The 24,676-nt window shown below is 43.1% G+C and carries 21 protein-coding genes; 15 read left to right on the top strand and 6 right to left on the bottom strand.

Annotated features, from left to right (window positions below; all coding sequences use genetic code 11):
* The first annotated feature begins 12 nt into the window (after positions 1–12).
* The 4 genes from porK to porN are packed head-to-tail and all read left to right on the top strand — an operon-like array spanning position 13 to position 4,496.
* The gene (porK, locus tag KI659_RS09365) at positions 13–1,107 is read left to right on the top strand and encodes a T9SS ring complex lipoprotein PorK/GldK (protein WP_213945086.1); all 1,095 of its coding nucleotides are present in this window, start codon (positions 13–15) and stop codon (positions 1,105–1,107) included.
* 58 nt (positions 1,108–1,165) lie between these two features.
* Positions 1,166–1,987 (top strand): type IX secretion system motor protein PorL/GldL, encoded by an 822-nt coding sequence (gene porL, locus KI659_RS09360; RefSeq protein WP_213945085.1) that lies wholly within the window; start codon positions 1,166–1,168, stop codon positions 1,985–1,987.
* A 46-nt stretch (positions 1,988–2,033) separates the two neighbouring features.
* Positions 2,034–3,641 carry a type IX secretion system motor protein PorM/GldM gene (gene porM / locus KI659_RS09355; protein WP_213945084.1) on the top strand — a complete coding sequence of 536 codons (1,608 nt, stop codon included), beginning with the start codon at positions 2,034–2,036 and terminating at the stop codon, positions 3,639–3,641.
* A 39-nt stretch (positions 3,642–3,680) separates the two neighbouring features.
* Entirely contained in the window at positions 3,681–4,496 is an 816-nt protein-coding gene (porN, locus tag KI659_RS09350) for a type IX secretion system ring subunit PorN/GldN (RefSeq protein ID WP_213945083.1), read from the top strand.
* Positions 4,497–4,521: 25 nt separating this feature from the next.
* Here porN and uvrC read toward each other — a convergent pair whose 3' ends face one another.
* The 3 genes from uvrC to porW form a co-directional block, all read right to left on the bottom strand.
* Complete coding sequence (uvrC, locus tag KI659_RS09345; RefSeq protein WP_213945082.1) at positions 4,522–6,324, bottom strand: excinuclease ABC subunit UvrC; 1,803 nt, start codon at positions 6,322–6,324, stop codon at positions 4,522–4,524.
* 97 nt (positions 6,325–6,421) lie between these two features.
* A complete protein-coding gene (locus KI659_RS09340) occupies positions 6,422–8,734 on the bottom strand; it encodes a penicillin-binding protein 1A (RefSeq protein ID WP_213945081.1) in 2,313 nt (770 codons plus the stop codon).
* A 4-nt stretch (positions 8,735–8,738) separates the two neighbouring features.
* The gene (porW, locus tag KI659_RS09335) at positions 8,739–11,366 is read right to left on the bottom strand and encodes a type IX secretion system periplasmic lipoprotein PorW/SprE (RefSeq protein ID WP_213945080.1); all 2,628 of its coding nucleotides are present in this window, start codon (positions 11,364–11,366) and stop codon (positions 8,739–8,741) included.
* A gap of 193 nt (positions 11,367–11,559) precedes the next feature.
* On the opposite strand from porW, the gene KI659_RS09330 reads away from it, so the two are divergent.
* The 10 genes from KI659_RS09330 to atpG all read left to right on the top strand — a co-directional run bounded on the left by KI659_RS09330 (position 11,560) and on the right by atpG (position 18,457).
* On the top strand, positions 11,560–12,327 hold the full coding sequence (locus KI659_RS09330; RefSeq protein WP_317194905.1) for a M23 family metallopeptidase: 768 nt from the start codon (positions 11,560–11,562) through the stop codon (positions 12,325–12,327).
* Between the two features lies 1 nt (position 12,328).
* Positions 12,329–12,763, top strand: a complete 435-nt coding sequence (locus KI659_RS09325) for a bactofilin family protein (protein WP_213945078.1) — start codon at positions 12,329–12,331, stop codon at positions 12,761–12,763.
* Complete coding sequence (locus tag KI659_RS09320; RefSeq protein ID WP_213945077.1) at positions 12,729–12,983, top strand: AtpZ/AtpI family protein; 255 nt, start codon at positions 12,729–12,731, stop codon at positions 12,981–12,983. Before KI659_RS09325 ends, KI659_RS09320 begins: the two co-directional genes overlap by 35 nt.
* Positions 12,984–13,015: 32 nt before the next feature.
* The gene (locus KI659_RS09315; protein ID WP_213945076.1) at positions 13,016–13,402 is read left to right on the top strand and encodes a hypothetical protein; all 387 of its coding nucleotides are present in this window, start codon (positions 13,016–13,018) and stop codon (positions 13,400–13,402) included.
* 19 nt (positions 13,403–13,421) lie between these two features.
* Complete coding sequence (atpB, locus tag KI659_RS09310) at positions 13,422–14,450, top strand: F0F1 ATP synthase subunit A (protein ID WP_213945075.1); 1,029 nt, start codon at positions 13,422–13,424, stop codon at positions 14,448–14,450.
* A gap of 36 nt (positions 14,451–14,486) precedes the next feature.
* On the top strand, positions 14,487–14,750 hold the full coding sequence (gene atpE, locus KI659_RS09305; RefSeq protein ID WP_035076334.1) for an ATP synthase F0 subunit C: 264 nt from the start codon (positions 14,487–14,489) through the stop codon (positions 14,748–14,750).
* An 85-nt stretch (positions 14,751–14,835) separates the two neighbouring features.
* Positions 14,836–15,330: a F0F1 ATP synthase subunit B gene (atpF, locus tag KI659_RS09300; protein ID WP_213945074.1), complete on the top strand. Its 495-nt coding sequence runs from the start codon at positions 14,836–14,838 to the stop codon at positions 15,328–15,330.
* A 10-nt stretch (positions 15,331–15,340) separates the two neighbouring features.
* A complete protein-coding gene (atpH, locus tag KI659_RS09295) occupies positions 15,341–15,898 on the top strand; it encodes an ATP synthase F1 subunit delta (protein WP_213945073.1) in 558 nt (185 codons plus the stop codon).
* Positions 15,899–15,932: 34 nt separating this feature from the next.
* Positions 15,933–17,510, top strand: a complete 1,578-nt coding sequence (gene atpA, locus KI659_RS09290) for a F0F1 ATP synthase subunit alpha (RefSeq protein ID WP_213945072.1) — start codon at positions 15,933–15,935, stop codon at positions 17,508–17,510.
* A gap of 62 nt (positions 17,511–17,572) precedes the next feature.
* A complete protein-coding gene (atpG, locus tag KI659_RS09285; protein WP_213945071.1) occupies positions 17,573–18,457 on the top strand; it encodes an ATP synthase F1 subunit gamma in 885 nt (294 codons plus the stop codon).
* 55 nt (positions 18,458–18,512) lie between these two features.
* On the opposite strand, the gene KI659_RS09280 is transcribed toward atpG, so the two are convergent.
* Entirely contained in the window at positions 18,513–19,685 is a 1,173-nt protein-coding gene (locus KI659_RS09280) for a 6-bladed beta-propeller (RefSeq protein ID WP_213945070.1), read from the bottom strand.
* A 955-nt stretch (positions 19,686–20,640) separates the two neighbouring features.
* Here KI659_RS09280 and KI659_RS09275 point away from each other — a divergent pair.
* The gene (locus tag KI659_RS09275) at positions 20,641–21,489 is read left to right on the top strand and encodes a UbiA family prenyltransferase (protein WP_213945069.1); all 849 of its coding nucleotides are present in this window, start codon (positions 20,641–20,643) and stop codon (positions 21,487–21,489) included.
* A gap of 127 nt (positions 21,490–21,616) precedes the next feature.
* Here KI659_RS09275 and KI659_RS09270 read toward each other — a convergent pair whose 3' ends face one another.
* Together KI659_RS09270 and KI659_RS09265 are read right to left on the bottom strand one after the other, a co-directional pair.
* Entirely contained in the window at positions 21,617–22,975 is a 1,359-nt protein-coding gene (locus KI659_RS09270) for an acyl-CoA dehydrogenase family protein (RefSeq protein WP_213945068.1), read from the bottom strand.
* Between the two features lie 353 nt (positions 22,976–23,328).
* Positions 23,329–24,672 carry a neutral/alkaline non-lysosomal ceramidase N-terminal domain-containing protein gene (locus KI659_RS09265; RefSeq protein ID WP_213945067.1) on the bottom strand — a complete coding sequence of 448 codons (1,344 nt, stop codon included), beginning with the start codon at positions 24,670–24,672 and terminating at the stop codon, positions 23,329–23,331.
* Positions 24,673–24,676: the final 4 nt, after the last annotated feature.

The following is a 24,676-nucleotide window of genomic DNA, read 5'->3' as shown; positions in this document are numbered from 1 at the left end:
TTAGTGTCATTTATGTATAAAAAAATGAATTCACGACTTTTAGCAGTGATTGTAGGGTTTCTGGCAACGACCCTACTGCAGGGTTGCGGCCTTTTTGGGAGCAGTGGAACTGCCAGTGAAAAGGAAAACAGAAGAGGGGAAGTTACCGGTGTCCCTAAAAGATCAGGTTGGAAGCAATCACTTCCATATGATATGGTGCCAGTGAAGGCCGGTACGTTCTGGATGGGCCAGGCCGATGAGGATATTGCCGTTTCCCAATCTGCCTTCAACAAGCAGATCACCATTTCGGAATTCTACATGGACAAGTATGAGGTATCCAACAACAAGTACCGCCAGTTTCTTGAAGCTGTAAGAGGTGGTGACTTGGCTCTTGGTACGCCCACTACCCAGGCAGATCCCCCACAATTCAATTTGGAAGAGCTATTGCCGGATACCACCGTATGGTCTTCAAGCTTTACCCACCACTATGGTGACCCGTTGATGGAGTATTACTTTGACCACCCAGCTTTTGATGATTACCCAGTTGTGGGCATCAGCTGGGAGCAGGCCAAGCAGTACTGTGAGTGGAGAAGCTACCATATGAACGCAAACGACCGCTCTGAATACGACATGCCGAAGTTCAGACTCCCTTCAGAAGCAGAGTGGGAATATGCCGCAAAAGGTGGAAAAGATGTTGCCAAATACCCTTGGGGTGGTCCATACCTGAAAAACAGAAGAGGTTGTCTAATGGCCAACTTCAAGCCTGGAAGAGGTAACTACATAGATGACGGATTTGCCTACACTGCCCCAGTGGATGTGTTTGCTCCCAATGGTTTTGGTCTTTACAACATGGCCGGTAACGTAGCCGAGTGGGTGGAAGATGCCTACAACCCTGCCGGAAGCTCTCTTAGCTGGGATTTGGATCCGGTCTTCAAAGATCCAAATGAGCCTAGAAAAGTGGTAAGAGGCGGATCTTGGAAAGATATTTCTCACTACTTGGAGACAAGCACTAGAACTTACGAATACCAGGATGTGAAAACTGCTCATATCGGTTTCAGAACTGCCATGACCTTTATCGGTAGATCAGGTTCCATGGATGTAGGATCTAAGCGTAGAAGAAGAAGATAGAAACAAAACAACCTTATATAATCAAAAAGCAACAACATTAACAAAAAATTAGAGTAACATGTCAGCAAACAACAATTCGTTTAGATATAAATTTTACGGCGATATCATGCCTAAGATTTATGGTATCGGTGCAGCAGTAGTAATCCTTGGGGCGATGTTTAAGATTTTGGACTGGCCAGGGGCTACTTTGATGATCGGTGTGGGTCTTACTACTGAGGCCGCAATTTTCTTCCTTTCTTCTTTTGAGCCAAAGCATGAAGACGTGGACTGGTCAAGAGTTTATCCACAATTGGCTCCTGACTATAATGGTGATGGTATGCCAACTATGCCTTCTGCGGCCAAAGGCGGTACCCCAATGGCGGATAGCACCACCCAGAAATTTGACAAAGTATTGGCCGATGCAAAAATCGGAGATGATCTTATAGAGAGCCTTGGTAAAGGAATTAAAAATCTCGCTGAGTCAGCGGAGAAAATGGGTTCACTTTCCAATGCGGCAGTTGCTACCAATGAGTATGCAGAAAATGTAAAAACAGCATCAAGAACTCTTACGGACATGAATCAATCGTATGCTCAGACAGCCACTGCTTTGGCAGAAATGTCTTCTGCTACGGGTGATGCCAAAGAATACCATGAGCAAGTAGTAACGGTAACTAAGAACCTATCGGCACTTAACGCAGTGTATGAAATGGAACTTCAGGATGCCAACAACCACGTGAAAGTGCTGAACAAGTTCTACTCTAACGTGACCGCTGCCATGGAAGGTCTAAATGAGGCAGGTAAGGAAACTGAAGCCTTCAAGAATGAGCTTGCCAAATTGAACCAGAATGTAAGTTCATTGAACAAAGTATATGGTGGCATGCTAACAGCCATGAAAGGTTAATTCAATCTTTCAACTTAATTAATGTTTGACCATTTAAAATACTACTATGGCTGGAGGTAAGGAAACTCCAAGGCAGAAGATGATCGGGATGATGTATCTCGTTCTGACCGCTCTCTTGGCGTTGCAAGTAAGTAATCAGATACTTCAAAAGTTTGTTCTTCTTAACGACGGGTTGGAAAGAACATCCAAAAATTATATTGAGAAAAATGCTTTCATGGTTAACTCCATCAGGAGCACTGTAGAGCAGCAAGGTAACAATGAGAGAGACTTGCCAAAAGTTGAGGCAGCAAGGGAAATTAGGGAGGCAACTTCTGATATTTTCGCCTACCTCGAAGGATTGAAGCAAGAGCTCATTGACCAGACAAATGCAAAGAATGAGGATGGAACTTATAAGACAAGTTCTTTGAAAAACCAGGATATCACTGGTAACATCTTCAATAACAACCGCAAAGGTTATGAGATGGAGGAAAGGCTGAATGAATTTCCTGTCCAGATCGAGAATGTTCTAGCAAGCATTGGCATCGAGCAAAATTTCGATCGAATCGCTAAGGATGCCAGAGAAATTGACCTTTTCAAAAATGATCCAAACGCAAACTATAAGGATTTCGTAAATCTAAACTTTGTGAAATCCCCAGTTGGAGCTGTATTGGCACTTATTAGCCAGTATCAGAATGAGGTGTTGAACATTGAAAGTGAGGCGCTTTCTTCCATTACCAACTCAATTGGTACCTTCTACTTCAAGTCTGATGTATTTGAAGCCAGAGTGGCGGCCAGCAGCAATGTAGTGGCAGCAGGTACCAAGTTTGAAGGTGATATGTTTATAGCTTCTGCCTCTTCGTCTGCCATGCCTAAGATGACAGTAGATGGTCGTGAGGTGCCGGTAGAGGATGGATTCGGTAAAATCAGTTTCACCGTTCCTCCTGCTTCAAACTATGACGACAGAGGTTTGGCTAAGAAAACCCTTCAAGGTGAAATTACGGTAAACATTGCCGGTAAAGACAGTACTTTGGCGGTTAATTATGAGTACTTTGTAGCTAAGCCGGTTATCAGAGTAGAGTCTGAGACTGTCAACCAGCTTTACGCTAATTCGGCTAACGTGTTGATGATTGATGTTCCTGCTTTAGGTACTTCTTATGCACCATCCTTCACCGTTTCAAACGGTAGGGCGATCAGCGGAAGCAGACCTGGTCAGGTAACTATTATACCAACTTCTGACTCAGGAAAAGTAACGATCGGAGTAAGCAGTGGAGGAAACAAGATTGGTGATGTGGAATACGACATTAAGCCGGTACCTGCTCCAACCATCCGCCTTCATGATAATAGAGGCCCAATTGATTTGACCTCTCCATATGCTTCACCAGGTCCAGGTACATTATTGGTGAAAGCCATACCTGAGGCTAACTTCGGAAGAACTATGGCTAACGATGCCAACTTCGAAGTAACCGCTGGCGAGGTGAGATTGATTAGAAATGAAGTTCCAAGAGAGACGGTTCAGATATCAGGAGAGACTGTCGGTGGGATTAATAGTTTGAGACAAAGAGCGCAACCTGGCGATAGATTTGTAGTGGTGGTGAGAGAAGTTACCAGAACAAACTTCCAAGGAAATAAAATTAAGACTTCACTCAATGAAGTTTACTCCTTCTCTATTCGATAAGGATTTAATTAAGAATTGAAATTTTAAATAGTTTTTGATATGAAACTACAGGCAAAACTTATTTTCTCCCTAGCTTTCCTTCTGGTAAGTCTTACGGGGGCTAAGGTGATGGCACAAGGGGCTACCAGTGTGCAACCCTCTAGCAATGGAGATCGCCAGTTTAAAATGGATACTACCTTTTCGGCCCATTCTATAAGGGATGACGATAAGATGTTCCAGATGGCAGTATGGAGAAGGATTGATTTAAGGGAGAAATACAACTTGCCTCTTTATGGATCCGGAGACATCAAAGATGACGGAATCATCACCCATATTTACAAAGCCATTGTGGAAGACAATGCTTTGGAAGTGTTTAGAGATGAAACTTTCAAAGAACCTATGGGAATCAGCGAGTTTCAGGAAAACTTCTGGATTGCGGCTAACGGAGACAGTGTTTTCGTAAAGAATCTTTACTACTTAGATTTGATGGAGGATTTCGTCTTTGATAAGCATAGATCTCAGATCCTCTTTGATGTGAAGTATCTTGAACTTGTGATGCCTTCTGAGACCAACTCCAATGCAGGTCAAAAGACAATAGGTTATATCAGATACAAAGATTTCTACAACCACTTCAAGGATCATCCTGAAGCCAAATGGTTGAACTTTAAAAACACCTCTAAGCACCTTTCGTATGCGCAAGCTTTCGACTTGCGACTCTTCAAAGCTGTGGTTAGAAAGCACTATAATCCTGACAATGCCCTGATTGTGGATAAGATTGACCCTGACCATCCAAATGCTCAACTACAAGCCTATCTAAACTCCCTGGAGTTTGAATATGGTCTTCTTGAGTGGGAAAACTCCCTGTGGGAGTGGTAAGATGATAAAAGAAAAAAGCGGATTTTTATCCGCTTTTTTCTTTTATAGCCTCTATGATTTTTTCTGCTTTGCTTTTGCCTACCACCTCAATGATTTCCTCCAGTGTAGCTTCTCCGATTTTTTTATAGGATTTAAAATGCTTCAATAGTTTGTCGGCCGTTTCCTGCCCAATTCCTTTGATGGTGGTCAGTTGGGTGCCAAAAGCATTTTTACTTCTAACATCCCTGTGGAAAGTGATGGCAAACCTGTGCGCCTCATCCCTGATCCTTTGAAGAAGTCTCAGGGATTCCGACTTTTTATCAATATGAAGTGGGAACGGGTCATCTGGAAAATAAATCTCCTCAAGTCTTTTTGCGATGCCTATAATGGGGATCTTGCCATAGATGCCCAATTGCTTCAAGGCCTCAACAGAGCTTGATAGCTGCCCTTTACCTCCATCAATTACAATCAGCTTCGGTAAAGGCTTTTTCTCATCCATCAGCCTCTTGTACCTTCTGCCAACTACCTCGGTCATACTGGCAAAATCATTGGGGCCTTCTACCGTCTTGATATGATAGTGCCTGTATTCTTTATTGGCCGGCTTGCCGTTGAGAAAACATACCATGCTGGCTACTGGATGGGTGCCTTGGATGTTGGAGTTGTCAAAGCACTCAATATGATCCGGCAGGTCTTTCAGGCTTAGATCGGCCTGTAATTGGCGTAGGATACGGTCCTTCTTGTCCTTGACATCACCAGCAGCAAGGGCCTTTTCTTTTTTGTAATAAAGGGCATTTTTTAGCGACAGCTCTACAAGTCTTTTTTTGTCCCCAATCTTGGGAACGGTTATCGTCAGGTTTTCATTTTCAAATTCCACCTCTATGTTGGAAATGGTATCCTTAGATTCACTTTGAAATTGATCCCTTAATCGGACAAGTGCGGTAAGGAGAATTTCACTATCTGGTTCGTCCAGCTTTTTCTTCAGCTCGACTGTTTTGGTAAGGATAATTGCCCCATTTTTTATCCTCAAATAATTGACATAGGCATGTTTTTCATCTGAGACTAGCGCCACTACATCCAAATTGCTCACTGTAGGGCTGGTCACCAAGGATTTTGCCTGATACTTTTCGAGCAGGTCTAGCTTTTCTTTATACCGCTGAGCCATCTCGAATTGGAGGTTTTCTGCAGCTTCCTGCATTTTGGTTTTGAAGAAGCTTTTTGGAATGCCCAAGTTGCCTTTCAGGATGTGCTTGGCCTGCTCAATATCCTTTAAATATTCGGGCTCACCAATGAGCGCCTCACATGGACCAAGGCAGTTTCCTATATGATACTCCAGACACACTTTGTATTTCTGTTCTGCGATCTTGCGTGGGTGTAGGTCCAGTTTGCAGGTCCTGATGGTGAAGATGCTCCGTATGAGATCCAATATATTGTTCATGGCCTTTACGCTGGCAAAGGGGCCATAGTAGGAGCCTCGTGAGGGAATTACTCTGCGTGTAGGAAAGATTCTGGGAAAATGCTCCTTGGTAAGCAGCAGGTAAGGATAAGTTTTATCATCCTTCAGCAGGATGTTGTACCTAGGCTGGGTTTTCTTTATCAGATTGTTTTCCAGCAGTAGGGCGTCAAACTCTGAATCAACTATGGTAAACTCAATCTTCTTGACTTCCCTTACCATCCTCCTGGTTTTGGCATTGAGACCGGCACTTTTGACAAAGTAGCTGGCAACGCGTTTGCGAAGGCTTTTAGCTTTGCCCACGTATATAAGCGTGTTTTCGGCGTTGTAATATTTATAAACGCCTGGCTGGTCGGGTAACTGGTTATATTCCTCTGGTGTATAAGAAGTCGCTAGCATAGATTACAAATATAAAAAAAACAGCCACTAGGGCTGTTTTGTTATTATCATCAATATTTTCTTCTCTGTTTTCGGTCTCCCGTTTTCAACCCCCTCCTTAAAAGTCAATACTCCTAGAGTCAAAGTCAAATTCAGTTGGAGAATCTCTATTGTACATGCTGCAGTCCAATTCAATGCTCAAAGGCCTGTCGGGCTTAGGAAATGGACCTTTGGTTATTTCCAGGGTTTCATCCTCATACACTTTTTGCATGAACTTCACCCATATTGGTCTTGCCGTTCTACTTCCCTGACCTGCAATCCAGCTTCTAAAGTGAATGGCACGGTCATCTCCACCGACCCATACACCGCTAACCAAATCTTTGGTCATGCCCATATACCAACCATCGGATGCATTTTGGGTAGTACCGGTTTTACCGCCGATTTCGTTTCCTTCATCGCGAAGGGCCCAAGGCACCCCTTGGCTAGTCCCGCCACTCTCTTCAAGACCACCACGTAGCATGTACACCATCAGGTAAGCATGCTCTTCACTCATGGCAGGTTTCTTTCGTGGAGTGAATTGCTGTAGTACGTTCCCGTTTTTATCCTCAATTCTATCGATATAGAATGGGGTAATATGCTCCCCTTTGTTGGCGAAGGTTCCAAAGGCGCCTACCATTTCCATAATGGAAACATCACTGGTACCCAGGGCCAGGGCTGGTACAGGGTCAAGCTGGCTAGTGATACCAATACGGTGAGCCGTTTCGATTACCACTTGTGGGCTTAATTTTTTCATCATAAATGCTGTTACTGAGTTCACCGATCTGGCCATGGCCTCACGGATATTCATCTTTTCGTAGGTGAACTTGCCGTCAGCATTTTTAGGGCTCCAGGTTGGTTGGCCTGGAATATTTACCTCTACCGGCTGGTCAATCACTTCGTAACAGGGTCCGTAGCCATTTTCAATAGCGGCAGCATACACAAATGGCTTAAAGGTAGATCCTGGTTGTCTCTTACCTTGTCGCACGTGGTCATATTTAAAGTGCTTATGGTTTACTCCACCCACCCAGGCTTTGATATGGCCAGTGGAAGGGTCTAAGGATACAAAGCCGGTCTGAAGGAATTTTTTGTAGTATTCCAAAGAATCCATGGTGCTCATAAGCGTGTCAATCTCTCCCAACTCATAGGAGAACACTCTCATCTTTTTCTTTTCCCTCAGCTTAATTTTTACACTGTCAGAGTCAGCTCCATATCTATTTACCAGAAGTCTGTAAGCTTCAGTACGTTTTACAGCATTATCGAGGAAATTGGGGATTTCACGACCCTGGCTATCAATCCAAGGCTTACGGTTTCCCATTTCGTTTTCAAATGTCTTTTGAAGGGCAGGCATATGCTCCAAAACAGCCTGTTCGGCATAGTTCTGCAGGCGACTGTCTATAGTTGTGTAGATCTTCAATCCATCCTCAAACAGGTTGTAAGGTTTGCCATCTGGACGGAGGTTTTCTCTGGCCCACTTAAGCAGGTCAGCTTTGGCCACCTCACGGAAATACGTGGCAGTACCCAAGTTGTGGTTTTCTACCTTGTAATTCAGTTCAATAGGCAATTGTGCCAAAGAGTCAAATTGATTTCGGGTGATGAAGTCATATTTCATCATCTGCCCCAAAACCGTATTTCTCCTTCTAAGGGAGTTTTCGGGGTTATATACGGGGCTGTAATAAGTCGGAGCCTTGAAAAGCCCCACTAGGGTGGCAGCTTCCTGCAGGTTCAGCTCGTTTGGATCCTTGCCGAAGAAAGTAGAAGAGGCAGTTTTAATCCCGTAAGCATTACTTCCGTATTCTGAGGTGTTTAAATAAAGGGTTAGAATCTCGTTTTTAGTGTAGCTTCTTTCCAACTTGGTTGCTACAATCCATTCCTTTGTCTTGATGATCAGCATCCTCAATCCAGGGATTCTGCTGAGTGTGCCTTGACTATCCAGGTTTCTGGTTTTGAAAAGGTTTTTAGCCGTCTGCTGGCTTAGGGTACTGCCACCCCCAGAACCGCTTTGGCGCAGGATGAGTGATTTTACCAATACCCTTCCCATACCTTGGAGGTCAATGCCGGAATGTTCCTCAAAACGGATATCCTCAGTAGCCACTAGTGCATTGACCAGGTTTTTGGAGATTTGGTTGTATTCAACCGGGGTTCTGTTTTCCCTGAAATATTTTCCTAGCAGGACCCCGTCAGCGGAGTATAGTTCGGAAGAAAGGTCACTTTTGGGGTTCTCCAAGGCTTTGAAATCCGGAAGATCTCCAAATAAGCCCAAAAAATTCACGCTAACTGCCCATATAAAAATGATAAAACTTAATACAGCAGCAATAAAGCCCAGCCATAGATAAAGAATAGCACTTTTAATAGCAGAGGCGGAAACCAGTTCTTTTTTTTTCTTATTACTCATTTTTTTATTTATAAGCTTCTTTATAGAAAGCCTTGTATTCTTCTATGTCCTTACGCTTATTTAACTGTTGGAAATTCTCTATCGAAATTACAAAACTACTATTTTTTATTTCAGGTGGTAGGTCGTCGCTGTTAAATTCAGTTAAGAACTTTTCCCGGTATTCCAGGGCTTTATCGGCCTTACCAAATGGGCTGATTATTATCAGGGTGTTTTCCTTGTTGATGGATATGGTACCCGTTCGTAGTCTGGCATTTGCATAATGTCTGGAATGGAAATTTTCTAAATCGGCCGTCAGGTGTTTAGCCTCTTGGCTCTGCTTTGGCTCCAAGGCCAAAATGAATATGTGGGTTTGCTCAAGGTTTTCTTTATAGGGGGAAGGTTCCTTGACTTCCTCCTCTGCCACTAGTAAGGTGTCAGGAGTGTCTAGCTCTGCCTTCTCATCCAGATTTTTATTGGCCTGGAGGGGCTTGTCCTCACCTGCCACAAGTGCCAACATTTTCCTTGCCAGTTTTTCCAGATCCTTGTCTTCCACGCTTTGCAAATACTGCTCAAGCTTCAGTTTGTAGGCATTCTCTCCATCCAATTTGTGTGACACCATGATATCAAGCAACCAAAGCTTCTCGGTATTCCTAGTCAGCGGGTAATCTTCCAATGCTCTTCTAACGAGCTGTCTAGAAGATAAATATTCTTTTTGGTTGAAAAGTTCATAGGCTTGACGGTAGAGCTCCCCAGCTGCACGGTGGTCCTGGGATGAACTTCCCTGATTAGGATTATTAAGGGATTTGGTAAACGGTGAATCAGGGAAATCTTTGTTAAGAATTTCCTTGTACTGCCCGTGGGGTAGTCCGGCCTCTCTGGAGGCCATATATAAGGTATAATAGGCTTCGGGTTTTTTGGGTGTTTGTGGATAATCCGAAAGCAGGCGGTTCAGGTATCCAATGGACCTGTTGGGTTCCTTTAAATCTATGTAGAGAATCTTTCCAAGTTGAAAATAGGACTCTTCCATTTCAGCCTTCATCTCATTTAATACCGACTTTTCGCTCGGGATTTGGTTAAGCAGATCGTCAAGGTCTGGAAGGACAATCTCTGGTTGCTCCTCTGTTTCGGTATTCTCTATACTGTCTGCTTGATCCAAGGTTTCCCCAATTGCCTCCTGAAACCCTTTACTGCTCCTTCGCCAGTTGTCTTCCAGAGGCCTATTGCCCCAAATTCTGTAAAAGTCGATGGAGCCCTGCTGCATCGCGGTGGGATTGTCAAAATAAAAAGATGACCCTCCGCCCCTGCCTCCAAAGGCTAGAAGGTTGTCAAATATGCCGGTAGATTTCTGCTGGTTTTTCATTTCAGCCTCCCTGATCAGCCTTTCTTCTTCACTTTTTATAAACGCTTCGGCCACTTGGATCTGCTCATCCCTAGGGAGGGAGGCCAGATGGAGCAAACTGTCGTTCTTTTGGATCACCTCAAAGTTCTGCACATAATCATCGAGCACCTTTTTTTTGAGCTGTATGGATGCATAGAGACGGTCCGTTTCCTTAAAGTTTTCTACTGCGCTGTCAAGGTAGTACTTGGCAGCACGGTAATCCTTCATTTCATCAAAGTAAATGGTGGAGAGTTTATGATAAATATAGCCTTTCTGCCTGGGGTTGGGGCTTTCTTCCTTGGCCGCCAGTGTGAGTAGGCGGATTCCCTCATCCTGATTATCCTGCTTGAGTTCAAACAAGGCCTTCTCATAAAGAATCACATCCCGTAAGTCCCGGTTTTTTCGGTCATCATACAGCTCGTCATAATATTTCCTTACCTTCTTAAAATCCTTGCTTTTTTCCAGCTCCACCACCTGCTGGGAATAAAGTTGGGAAAAGAATGCCCGTTCGTAGGGAGGATTTCCTTTGAGGGCTTTTTGATAATATTCATAGGCCACAGCGTCAAAGCCTGCCCGCTGATATAGCTGGCCCAAGATGAAATTTATCCTTGATTTTTCCTTGGGGTTGCTTGTCAGCTCTACCGCCTTGTCCAGAGAGGAGACAATGCCGTCCCTCTCCCCGCGTACTTCATAATAGTAAGCCAGCGTGAGGTAAAGCTTTTGCCTATTAGTTTTGCTTATACCGGTTTCTTTTGACAAAAAGTCAATCACATAGGCGGCATCATCGAATTTTTTGAGATCTATAAAGGCATGCAACAGCTGCACTAGGGCTTGGTGCCTGACGTCCTTCTTCTTGCTGTTTACATTCAAGTATTTAAATGTGTTGATGGCATCGTCAAAGTCTGCCTGCAAATGCTGGATCTTGCCGATCAGGAAATAGCTGTCGTCAACCCATTTGCTATTTTTGTGCCAATCGATAGCCTTGGAGGCCATCCCATGGGCATCCTCAATCAAGCCCTCATTTTGCTCTATGGTGGCACTGTCGATAGGAAAGAATACCGGCAAAGGCTCGGAATAGTCCTCCCGATGGGCCAGTTCAATGTTTTGCTCTACTTCCGCAATTTTTTCTTTGGCCAGGAAATAGGCGTTGTATCGGGCGGTGGTGTTATGGTAAAGTCGACTCGTGAAGGTGTTTCTCTCCGCACTACAGGCCACCAGCATCCCAAGAAGGAAAACCGAAAATAAATACTTTGAAAATCTGTTTCTTGTCGTCATTACCAGGAGGCAAATTAGCTCTTTTGTATTAAAATATTAAACGCTTTAAATTAATATTCTATTTTTGCAAGAGCAGCATATTTAAAATTATTGCAATTTGAGTATTTCCCAAAAGATAAAAAACTGGTTCGAAACTAAATATTTGTTTGTCATACGCAGAGAAGAGGATTTCTCAGTCATAAACAGTTTCAGTTTGACCAAAATTAAGATAGGATTGCTAACATTCCTAGGGTTTATCCTAGTGTTTGGACTGGCTTTGATCCTGTCCAAAACACTTTTGGGTCGCTGGTTTGACCCCGTTCATCAAGAGTCGGAAAATACGGAGAAGTTAATAGCCCTATCGGCCACGGTTGACTCCTTATATAAAGAGGTGCACGCCAAGGACCAGTATGTGACCAACATCATGCACCTGATACGTGGGGAGGTGATGGACACCACGGGCCAAAGGCCGGAGGAAGCGACGCTGGAAATGGATCGGAGGGGAATTGACCTTTATAAAAGAGGGGAGGCCACCCAAAGGATTCTGGATGAGTTTGAAACCCAGCCTTCAGAAGGGAGCTTTGAGCGGCTTTCCAGCGGGACTTTCACGGAGGTGTATTTCTTTCCACCGCTACAGGGTCTAGTCACCTCAAGTTTTGATCCGGCTGCGGAGCATTTTGGGGTGGATATCGTCGCTGCCGAAGACGAGCCTGTAAAGTCCATTGCGGCGGGAAGTGTAATCTTTGCCCATTGGACCCTCGAGACAGGATATAATATTGGGGTGCAGCATTCGAATGAATTAATTTCAATATATAAGCATAATTCTGTATTATTGAAGAAGGTCGGAGACCTTGTTCAGGCAGGAGAGATAATATCTATAATAGGGAACACGGGCGAACAGACTACCGGCCAGCATTTACATCTTGAGTTGTGGTACAAAGGCACCCCGCTTAATCCCCAGGAATTTATAACCTTTGATTGATATGTTTAAGAATGAAGAAAAGAAAGCGGTTACTGAGATGGTAAATTCAAGTAACGTTATTGCCAAGGAGACTAAGATCACCGGCGAAATTGTAGCCCAGGGCAACATTAGGATTGAAGGGACTGTAGAAGGAACTTTGAAATCCGAGAAGAAGGTGGTGATCGGTGAATCCGCCCGTATTATTGGCAACATTTCCGCTGTGGAAGTGGAGATTTCAGGATACATTGAAGGGGAGATCAAGTGCAGTGAAGCCCTCTACCTGAAAAGATCCGCTGTAATCAAAGGTGATATGGTGACCAAAAAGCTGGTTGTCGAAAATGGCGCCGTGTTCAATGGTAAATGCCATATGACCGAGGTGATATCCGTGGACAGCGAGGCCAAACAAACCGTCAATAATAATCATGAACAATCCAAAGAAAAACTCCTCGTCAAATAATGTCCCTACCTATGTCAAATATATAGGTTTGGCGTTTCAGATGTTTGGAGTGATTGGGCTGGGGGTCTACGTGGGACTCAAAGTACAAGAGAGAAGCCAGATGAAGTTTCCCATCTGGCTTCTTCTGTTTGTATTCCTTTCCATAGGAGTGGCTTTCTATCAGCTATTTCTCTTGATAAAAGCAGATGAAAGGGAGGAATCTCGGAATAAAAAGCCGTAACTTTGCAATCCGAAAAAAGTACGCAGAATAAAATGAAGATTTTCTCCTCCATGTATACCAAATTGATTGGCCTTACATTGGGAATTGCCGCCCTTGTTGCCATCATTTCCATGTTGGGATTTGAACAGTTGCTTCATGCAAAGGTTTGGAACATTATTTTGTTTTTCTTCTTTCTCACCTTAGTTATGGTGTTTTTAACCCAATTGATATTAAAAAATGGAGAAGAAAATTTTGCTCAAGTTGTACTGGGGGCTACTATTTTCAGATTTTTCTTCAGTTTGGGGTATATCCTGATCTTTCTGTTTTTAGGATTGGACAATATTATTCTGTTTGTAACTAATTTCTTTGCGGTTTATTTGTTGTATTTATTATTTGATATATACGGGTTAATAACTAATTTGCGCCCGCATTCAAAGTAGGTTTCTAAAAATTGATTTGATGATCCGTAAGTTTCTGTTTCTAAGTGTTTTATTATCAGCCTTCTTGCTGAGCGCACCGGCAGCTTTTGCAGCCTCTGGTTCGGATGAAGATAAGACTGGTTTTATCATGCATCACATCAAGGATTCCCACGAGTGGCATTTTGCTACCGTAGGCCATACCCATGTGACGCTTCCTCTTCCTGTAATCGTTTATTCTCAAGATAGAGGTGTAGAGGTGTTTTCCTCAAGTGACTTTATTGATCCGGAAACCCATACTTTCGGAAAAGAGCATGAAGGATACATTATCGATGACCATGATAAATTGGTTGCTGTAGATGAATCAAGATCAATCACTGACTTATCTATTACGAAGAATGTCGCCATGATGTTTATCGTAATCCTGGTGATTTTAGCTTTAATGATATCAACGGCAAATAACTACAAGAAAAGGCCAAATAGTGCTCCGAAAGGTGTTGCTTCTTTCATCGAGCCAGTTGTATTGTTTGTAAGAGACGAAATCGCCCTGCCTAACATCGGGCCGAGATATAAGAAATTTATGCCTTACCTGCTTACCCTGTTCTTCTTTATCTGGATAGGTAACTTGTTGGGCTTGATCCCTGGTGCTGCCAACTTAACTGGTAACATCGCGGTAACGGCTACATTGGCAGCCATCACCTTTATTGTGGTTAACCTTAACGGCAATAAGGATTATTGGAAGCACGTGTTTGCCACTCCTGGAGTTCCGATTCCATTGTTGTTGGTAATCGTACCTGTAGAGATCATGGGTCTGTTTACTAAGCCCTTTGCCTTGATGGTCCGTTTGTTTGTAGCCATCACTGCGGGTCACATTGTGATCTTGGCCTTTATCGCCTTGATCTTTATCTTTGAATCTTATGCCATTGGCGTAGTGAGTACCATCATGGTGATTTTCATCAACTTGATCGAAATCTTGGTAGCCTCTATCCAGGCCTATGTGTTTACCTTGTTTACATCGATGTATATCGGCGCAGCAGTAGCCGAGCACCATCATGAAGCAACCGAGCATTAAAATTTCTTTGTTCAATTTATATAACTAATAACACGTATGTTAACTTCATTATTATTGTCTGCAGGTCTAGCTCTTATGGGAGCAGGTATTGGTGCTGGTGTTGTTGCGATAGGCGCAGCTCTTGGTATCGGTAGAATTGGTGGTCAAGCTATGGAAGCTATTGCCCGTCAGCCTGAAGCAGCTGGTAAAATCCAGACGGCTATGTTGATCATTGCAGCTCTTGTGGAAGTTGTATCCCTGTTTGCAGTAGTAGTTTGTCTACTTATTGCTCTTAACGCAGGTGGTCTTACTTTCAACTAAGAACAAAAGAATGGGAGTCGGCTTTAGGTCGGCTCCTTATTTAAATTTGAACAAATACGAATAAGAAATATAACATTTAATAAAGATGGATCTTATACTACCTGAATCGGGCTTAATTATCTGGCAAGCAATAGGTTTTATCATATTGTTTGTTCTTTTGGCCAAATTTGCCTGGAAACCAATCCTGGGGGCATTGGAAGAAAGAGAGCAGGCTATTGAATCAGCCATTCTTGCTGCAGAAAATGCCAGAAATGAAATGGCTAACTTGAAGGCTCAGAATGAATCTTTGCTTCAGGAAGCCAGATTGGAAAGAGATCAACTTCTTCAGAAAGCATCTGAAACTTCGGCCAGAATGATCGAGGAAGCCAAGCTGGAGGCCGAGAAAGCCGGTGCGGAGATGATCGCCAACGCAAAGGCGGTAATTGAAACCGAGAAAAAGGCGGCTCTTGCTGAGGTGAAAAACCAAGTGGCTATTCTTTCTCTTGAAGTAACCGAGAAATTGTTGAGAAGAGAATTGAAGGATGAGTCTTCCCAGAAAGCTCTTGTGGAAGAATTTGTTAGCGATCTTAAATTAAACTAAACCCTAATCCATGTCAGTATTTAGAGTTTCCTCCCGATACGCCAAATCCCTGGTTGACCTTTCGATCGAGAAAGGGGTATTGGAAGGAGTGCGTGAGGACATGAACCGGCTATTGGCTATTGGCACCTCAAACAAAGAGTTTGTCAGTGCTATCAAAAGCCCGGTGATCAAAGGTGATAAGAAGCTTAAAGTATTGAAAGCCCTTTTTCCTAATGGAAACGAGCTTACGCTTGCTTTCTTTGACATCCTGTCCAAAAAAGGCAGAGAGTCTCTCTTGTTGGACATTGCCAAAGCGTTTGTAAATCTTTACAATGAGCACAGGGGAATCCAAGTGGCTGAAGTGACCACTACCTTTGCCATGGATGACAAGCAGAGAGAGGAGTTCAAGAAGATTGTCAAGCAAATCTCCAACAAGCAGGAAGTTGAACTTATCGAGAAAGTAAACAAGGATATCATTGGTGGATTTGTGCTGAAAGTAGGCGACAGGCAACTTGATGAGTCTTTGAATTCCAAATTGAACGCTCTTCGTCTTCAGTTTTCCCAAAACCTGTACGAGAAGCATATTTAACAAATTAGCAATAACTATCTAATCATATTTAAGAATGGCAGACGTAAGACCTGATGAAGTTTCGGCAATATTGAGAGAACAGCTCTCAGGTGCTAGAACTGAAGCTGAACTGGAAGAAGTAGGAACCGTCCTACAAGTTGGTGACGGTGTAGCTCGTATCTATGGACTTTCAAAGGCTCAAGCTGGTGAGTTGCTTGAGTTTGAAAATGGCTTGAAGGCCATGGTTCTTAACCTTGAAGAGGACAACGTGGGTGCGGTACTTTTCGGTGACTCCAAAGAAGTAATGGAGGGTGACACCGTAAAGAGAACAAGAACAATTGCTTCCATCAAAGTAGGTGAAGGCATGCTAGGCCGAGTGGTGGATACCTTGGGTAACCCAATCGATGGTAAAGGCCCTCTTGCAGGTGAACTTTATGACATGCCACTTGAGCGTAAAGCCCCTGGGGTAATCTATAGACAGCCGGTAGCAGAACCTCTTCAGACAGGTGTGAAGTCAATCGATGCCATGATTCCAATCGGGAGAGGTCAGCGTGAGTTGATCATTGGTGACCGTCAGACAGGTAAAACTGCTGTGGCGATTGATACCATTCTTAACCAAAAAGAATTTTATGACAGAGGCGAGCCTGTTTTCTGTATCTATGTAGCTATAGGTCAGAAGGCTTCCACAGTAGCCGGTATCGTGGCTGCTTTGGAAAAAGGCGGTGCCCTTCCTTATACAGTAGTGGTGTCAGCTTCTGCAGCTGATCCGGCTCCGATGCAGTTCTTTGCTCCATTTACCGGTGCTTCTATCGGTGAATTCTTCAGAGATACAGGACGTCCTGCATTGGTGGTTTATGATGATCTTTCTAAGCAAGCTGTTGCTTACCGTGAGGTTTCTCTTCTTCTAAGAAGACCTCCGGGACGTGAAGCTTACCCAGGTGATGTATTCTACCTTCACTCAAGATTGTTGGAAAGAGCTGCCAAAATCAACTCTTCCGATACCATCGCCCAGCAGATGAACGATTTGCCTGATTCTATCAAGCATTTGGTGAAAGGTGGCGGGTCTTTGACTGCCCTTCCAATCATCGAAACCCAAGCTGGTGACGTTTCTGCCTATATCCCGACTAACGTAATTTCGATTACTGACGGTCAGATCTTCTTGGAGACTAACCTTTTCAACTCCGGTATCCGTCCTGCGATTAACGTAGGTATCTCGGTATCCAGAGTAGGGGGTGCTGCCCAGATCAAAGCTATGAAGAAAGTAGCCGGTACTTTGAAACTTGACCAAGCCCAGTTCCGTGAATTGGAAGCTTTTGCCAAGTTCGGTTCTGATCTTGATGCTACTACCAAGAGAACTATCGAAAGAGGTAGAAGAAACCAAGAGATCTTGAAGCAGCCTCAATACTCTCCAGTAGCTGTAGAGCTTCAGGTGGCTATCATCTATGCTTCTACTAAAGGTTTGATGGACAAAGTTCCGGTTGAAAAAGCAAGGGCTTTCGAGAAGGAGTTCTATACTTTGATCACCAATACTTATCCAGAGGCTCTTGACCACATCAAGAAGGGTAATATCGACGGCGCTGGAGAAATCCTTAAGAAAGCTGCCGCTGAACTTACTCCAAAGTACTCTAATTAATTATTGAAAACATTCCTCCTGGCTTTGAGCTGGGAGGTTTTTGATATACTTGTCTAGTAAATATGGCTAATTTAAAGGAAGTAAAAGAAAGGATCACCTCGGTTGTATCTACCCAGCAGATAACCAAAGCCATGAAAATGGTGTCGGCTGCCAAACTGAGAAGGGCACAGGACAAGATTGTCCAGATGCGTCCTTATTCCCAAAAACTTACTGCCATTCTCAATAATGTTTCCGCTGCCAGCGAATCTCAAGCGGATATTGTTTACGCCCAAAAGCGGGAGATCAAGAATGTTTTGATCGTGCCTGTGACTTCTGATAAAGGTCTTTGTGGTGCATTCAATACCAACATCATCAAGGCTTCCATGGCTACTATTAACACCCAGTTTGCGGGTGAGAATGTAACAGTAATGCCAATCGGAAAAAAGGCTTTTGATGCCTATAAGAAAAGAGATTTCAACATGATTACCGATTTTTCGGACCTTTTCTTGGACCTTACTTTTGATAAAGTAAGAGCTGCAGCGGAAAGAGCAATGGAAGGATATGCTTCTGGAGAATTCGATCAAGTAATCGTGGTTTACAATGAATTTAAAAACGTAGCTACCCAAATTGTAAGAGCTGAGCAGTTTCTGCCAATGGAAAATACTGCCACTGAAGGTGAGCAGGTTGCCGCAGCTAACAATGAGGTGGATTACATCTTGGAGCCAAGCAGAGAGTACATCATTGAGGAACTCGTGCCAACTTCCTTGAAGATTCAGTTTTACAAAGCTGTTTTGGAAAGCAATGCCTCTGAACACGGCGCTAGGATGACTGCCATGGACAAAGCTACTGAAAACGCCGGCGAGTTGCTTAAAGACCTTAGGTTGCTATACAACAGAAGCCGTCAGGCAGCTATTACCAATGAAATTCTTGAAATTGTTGCCGGTGCTGAAGCACTTGGCGGTAATTAAGAATAGATATATTGAAAACACAGAGCCCTTAGCTGAAAAGTTAAGGGCCTTTTTTTTATAGCTCCTGCTTCAATTTGTATTTTACTATCACCCACATATCATCGTCCAATAGTTCTTGATGTAAGCGAATAAATTCATGAATGTTACTGTTTGTCTTGCTTAGTTCATTATGCTCTTGCAAGTTTCGATAATTATCCAAGATGTCTTTTGATCTTTTTAAGTAAACTATATCGGTTTGAGTATGGGACCAGGGCAGTGTATTTAGTTCAATGTTATCGATATCATTTGTAGGGCTTATTAATTGTCTGACTACCTCAAATTCATTATTGAGTAGGATATAATGTCTATCCTTAGTTCCCTGCCTTACATACATTAGATAATGGTGTTGGAAAGGGAAGAATGCTCCAATTTCTTTTACATAAGATTTCTGGGCTATTTCTTCATTGAGGATTTTTAAATTGTTTTTCCAAATAGTTGAGGGGGGTGAATGTTTCCCGAAATTAAAATTTATACTTCTTATAAGATTTCCATTCTTTTGATCAAAAAATGCAACTTCACTTGAACTGTGTGGAGTGAATATAATTTCATTTTTATAAGGGTTAACAATAAAACCCAAATGGGAGTCATGCTTCGTAAGATTTGACTTTTCCTGTGGTATTTTGATGAATTCTGTATAAGCTCCTGAATTCTTTTCTCTTCTTAAGAAATTGTGCTCCCTCAATTCTGTGCTGTATGACATGAAAAAAAGAGTAAAGTCTTTAGTATCATAAAAGTTTTGGCTTCTTATTGATGTCTTGAACTCGTTTATGAGAAATCCATCTTGACCGTAAGTTTGGATTTTTGAAAGTATTGGGTCGTGTAAGGTCAGGTTTCCCTCTAAATTAATATGGAAATCCTGTATCTGGAAATACTCATTTGGGCCCCTGCCTGTAGGTTGATGAACTTTGTCAACCGTTCCGAAATTGTTAAAAACAAATAGTTCGTTGGTTGAATGATCCTGTACATAAATGCTGTTTTCCCAAAACTTTACGCTATGAGGCGATACAAGATTTTGATTGTCAGAAGTTTTTAGCAAAACATACTCAATAGTGTCGACAAAATCCGAAAGGTTGCTTATTTCCGATTTTGTCAAGTCGATTGAAAAAGAAGTAGAATCATTCTTGGAATTAGGCCGACAGCTAGAGAATAGGATTACTAATATTAAAATAGACTTAATTTTAAAATTCATTGGATTGAAGTTTTAATTTGGAGGGAATATTTTCCCTCCATTAAGTTAATCACATAACTCCTGCTGTCCTGGATCACAGGTTGAATTGTAACTAACGTACACACACCTGTTTACAGTTTGTTCCCCATTTGGGCAGGTTTTTGTTCTCATTGCATAACCATCTTCAGGTAATGCCTCCTGAGCCATTGTATAGCTACCAAATAAGGATAGAAAACAGGTTGAAAATACTAAGAAAGACTTTTTCATTTTAGTTAAAAATTTAAATTTTAAAAAGTTTTGGCCAAAACAGGCTTTTACCTAAAAGCCTAACCAATAATATGAACTATTTTTTTTTTTTTCAAAATAAGAAATTAATTATTTTACTTGGGCCCTTCGAAAACAAGCTTTATGCTGATTTATGAGTGTATGTCCTTACTTTGAATTGTGCGTTTACATTGTAACAGTCCAAATTTGCTGCGTCTCTTTCAATTATTTTTTTATTTAGTGTTGGAAACATGTGTAGAGATAGTTGAAAAGTGAAGGGCTTTTTTTGTGGGATGATTGGATGTCGGACGACCGATGGTGGAAGTTTAATGATGATGGTGATCTCTTGCTAACCAATCAATTTCAGCCTCAATTGCAAAATGATTATTCCTTATCTAAACGATAGGTCATCGGTATATTAAATAGAACTTACATGGATTTCCTCTCCTTTTTCACCCTGGTTCTCCTTCGGTTCCTCTATGTATCCACTCTGTTTTAATACGGAGTGGATAAGGAGTGGGTACGGAGTGGAATGCAGGTTGTATTCTATTTAGGTTCGGGAAATCCTCTATTTTAACCCTCTCTATTATAGGTTTCTGCCCCGTTTTATTTCCCGAGCGCAGCCTTTGTTCGCCTGCTTCAATATTCTATTAACCCATAAGTAATCAAATGCATTTGCCTAAAGCTGAGTCTAGAATGTTAACTTTAGCGGATGTTTCGCAAACTGGATTCCAACAGCCTTTTTCGCCTCCTTCAATGGCTCTCACTGGATGTGGTGCTGGGGGCTTGCGCGGGGATGTATTTTTTTGCACACCTTCTGGGCTTGCATCTCGATTTGCTGTTTTACCTGCTTATGGGTTTGGCTGTTTGGAGCATCTATACGTTGGATCATCTTCTGGATGCCCGGCAGGTAGGGGGCACTGCATCAACTGAACGCCATCGATTCCACCAAGTATATTCTAACCAATTATGTATAGTGTTAGGTGTGGTGGTTATTGTGGGAGCGGGGATTGCCTATTATTTGCTCGATGTTTCGCTTATTTCTGTTTCCGCTATTTTGTTAGGTGGGTTGATTGTGGGAAATATGTTGGCGATCAAATATCTTTTCAGTAAACTGGCCTTTTTGAAAGAGTTTAATATTGCGGTGTTCTATACTGTGGGGATCATGCTAGTGCCCTATTTGTTGGGAATGGATGAGGGAGTTAATAGGGCTTTTTGGTTGCTGGGACTGGCCTATTTTTTAGTTGCCTTGATGAACCTTTGGCTTTTGTCTATAATGGATGCGGAATCCGATAGACAGGATGGGTTTGTCTCCCTAGTGACGTTTTTGGGAAAGGAGAGGGTTCAAAAGTTGCTGTTTTGGCTGATGATAATAACACTAATTTATAACCTTTCACTCTATTGGATACTGTTTTCCTATTTTTATATGCACATCAGCGTAATCCTAATAACAAGTCTGATTCATTGCCTGGAAGTCATCAAGCCCTCGCCTGATAGCAGCCAAGCCAGAAGGAAGATGGAAGCAGCTTTTATGCTGCCGTTTATTTTGCTGCTTTTTTAGGCCTGATAAAAATTGAAATCACCACAGGTTCGCGCCGATAAAAAAGTTACAAGCCTTACAGCCCCTTTTTGTTTAACCTTCCTCTCTGAGCCCTCTGGTCCTCCGTGGTTATTTTATTTGTGTTTGATTAAACAAAAGCACTGTGGCCAGTAATCGCCCTTCCCACGATGAGGGAATTGATTTCCTTGGTGCCTTCGTAGGAATAGATGGCCTCAGCATCTGCCACAAACCTGGCAATGTCGTACTCCAATAAAATCCCATTTCCTCCAAATAATTCCCTTGCCTGGTCCACAATGTCCCGCATCCGGAGTGTGCAGAACACCTTTGCCAAGGACGCATGCTCATCCAGTAACTCGTCATTGTCCTGCATGATGGAAAGTCGAGTCACCATCGTCTGCATGGCGGTAAGATCTCCCAGCATGGTCACCAGTAGGTCCTGGACCAATTGAAAGCTTGCGATTGGTCTTCCAAACTGGAATCGATCATTGGTATATTTCAAGGCTGCTTCATATGCGCCCCTTGCGCAGCCTACAGCCTGCCAAGCCACCCCGGCACGGGTCATTTTTAATACTACAGATGTGTCTTTGAAGGAATTGGCTTCCTGCAGCCTGTCACTTTCTGGGACCCGGCAATCCTTTAAGGTGATCAAGGCGTTCTGAACTGTCCGCAAGGCCATTTTATTTTCCATCTTTTCAGGATGGATGCCTGGGTTGTCTTTTCTTACGATAAAACCTTTAACCTTTTGATCATCTAAGTCTCTCGCCCAAATGATGGTGATATCCGAAAAGGTAGCATTTCCAATCCATTTCTTTTGGCCGTTAATCACCCATTCGTCCCCTTCCCGCTTGCAGGTGGTGGTAAGTCCTCCCGCTACGGCAGAGCCCACTTCCGGCTCGGTCAACCCAAATGCGCCAATCACTTCCATTTTCTGCATCTTAGGTAGCCACTCCTGCTTTTGTTCTTCCGATCCGCAATAGTAAATGGAGCCCATCGCCAAGCCGGTCTGCACCCCAAAAAAAGTGGAAATGGAAGTGTCGACTCTAGCCATTTCCATAGCCAGAAACCCTTCCAAAAGGGCCGAATGCCCCGGACAGCCATAGCCTTTATAGGTTAGGCCCGCTATATTGAGCTCTGCCATCTTTGGGATGATATGCATGGGAAATTCGGCCTTGTTCCAGTATTCATTGGCAATAGGCCGGATTTCCTTTTCCATAAACTCCCGGACTTTTAGCTGTATCTCCCTTTCATTCTCAGGAAGGGTTTTTCCCAATTCATAAAAGTCCCCGTTGATCGGAGGGATTTCCTTTTTCTTGCCCCCCGACTTCATCATTTTCATCATCTTGGCCAGGTCCTCATCGCTCATGGCCGATACGACCCCCATCATCTCATTGAGGTCAACTTTTTGGGATAGCTTGTTCAGCTTTTCTATATCCAGGTTTTTTAAGATTGATTTGATGCCTGAAATGGATTGAAAGAAGTTTTTCATTTGTTATTCGAAAAGAGTTTAAACACGGTACACCAGACCATTGAAAAAATGTATGGCCTTCTGGTAATAAGATGAAATGGGAAAGATTTGTTTTGAGAGGGTTTGTAGGCAGGATAAAGCATTCTATAGATCTCAAGCCCTTACCTTAGCCTTTCGTCATTGTCAGGAGACCTTAAGCCTTTATCAGTAAAATTAAAAACTACATTTGATTTGTATTTTTTACATATAAATCTGATGGTAATCCGAAGCTGATCTGGAATTGATCCCTGATTAATCCAAATCTTAACCTGCCATCGTGGGTGGTGAGGTACTTGGACAGGTTCGGCAGGACTAGGATATCAGAAACGTCTGCTTCAGTGAGCTACATCCGCTGCCTTCTGGATAATCTTGGTGAACACCTCGTCAAAATAGGAACCGGCGTGGGGGCCATACCAGTTCATATCCCGGGCTTCGTGGTGTCGGAGATCATAATACTCGTCGGGGATGATGTAGCCCGTATACCCGCCATTAAAAGTGCTGACGATGAGTTGAAGTCCGTGTTTATTGGCCAGGGATTCCCATTTTTCCATAAACATGCCCGATACCTCCCCTGAAGTAGAAAGGAGGAGGATATTGTCTATTTTGGAAATGTTGATATTTGCGTTAGTTTCCCCAAATAATGAATTAAAGACCCATGGCCGCAGCCTGATATTATCGGAAACGCGGTAGTGGGCTGCTGGAAGATTCATGGAAAGGTCCGCTACCCACATGTCTCCCCCTTTTATCGACTCAAAAGAAGGCTCTGATCTCACTTTCAGCATACTGTCCAGGTCGGCTGCATATAGTTTCACTTTTTCCACCTCCCTTGCTTGCAGATTTGGGCTGTGACTGCCCACCGCTCCCGAACTGAAAAGGGCCATTTCGTAACGATCCTCTTCCAAGGCCTCCATGAGGTAAAATGGATAATCGCCCGAAAGACCCATAAAACCGCTGTGTATACCGGTGGCGTGTGCGGTGTAGGTTAGTAAGGTGGCCTTCTGACCAGAAGTTTTCTCTATGACCAACTGTCTAAGATAGGGGTCTGTTATGCCCTTTTCAACTAAGCGATTGTTTACGCCTTCTGGCAGGGGGGTTTTTTTGAAGCCTATATTTAGGGTATCCATAGCCTCCATCGCTATATTTATAGCCTTAAGGCTGGAATTGACCATGTGGTCCACCACTTCCTCGTCATATCCACCAAAAGCCAACTTGCCCATAATCCCTGGTATATATCCTCCCATCCCACTATGGGTATGGGTTGCGGAAAATACCACTTGGTCAATGGGCAAGTTCTTTTCATCAATGGCAGATTTAACCGCTTTAGCAAGATGGGGATGGACAATCAACAGCTCGTAATTCAAAAAAGCTATAGTCTGATGATTGTTGCTGATTAAAATAGACTTTACGTAGGAACTGTCCTGGACAAATTCATAGGGGCCGCGAGGTTTGTACCCCACGAGGTCAACGGCCTGGGGGGGAGTCATGTTGGCTTTGCCCCAGCCGCCTAACAAAAAATCATTGGAAAAAACCTCAGGTTCTAACTCCGAGATTTTCTCCATCATTTGAGCATAATAATCCTTTTCCCTGTAATCTGTGCGATCTACTGGAGCTAGCAAAAAGATTACAAGCAAAAGTAAAAGGCCTGAAATCCAGGCCAGTATTTTAAGTATGCTTTTCAAATGA

This window comes from Litoribacter ruber (assembly GCF_018449405.1).
In the GTDB taxonomy this organism is placed as follows: Bacteria; Bacteroidota; Bacteroidia; order Cytophagales; family Cyclobacteriaceae; genus Litoribacter; species Litoribacter ruber.
The sequence above is the reverse complement of the archived record's forward strand: the minus strand, read 5'-3'. Positions and strand labels throughout refer to the sequence as shown.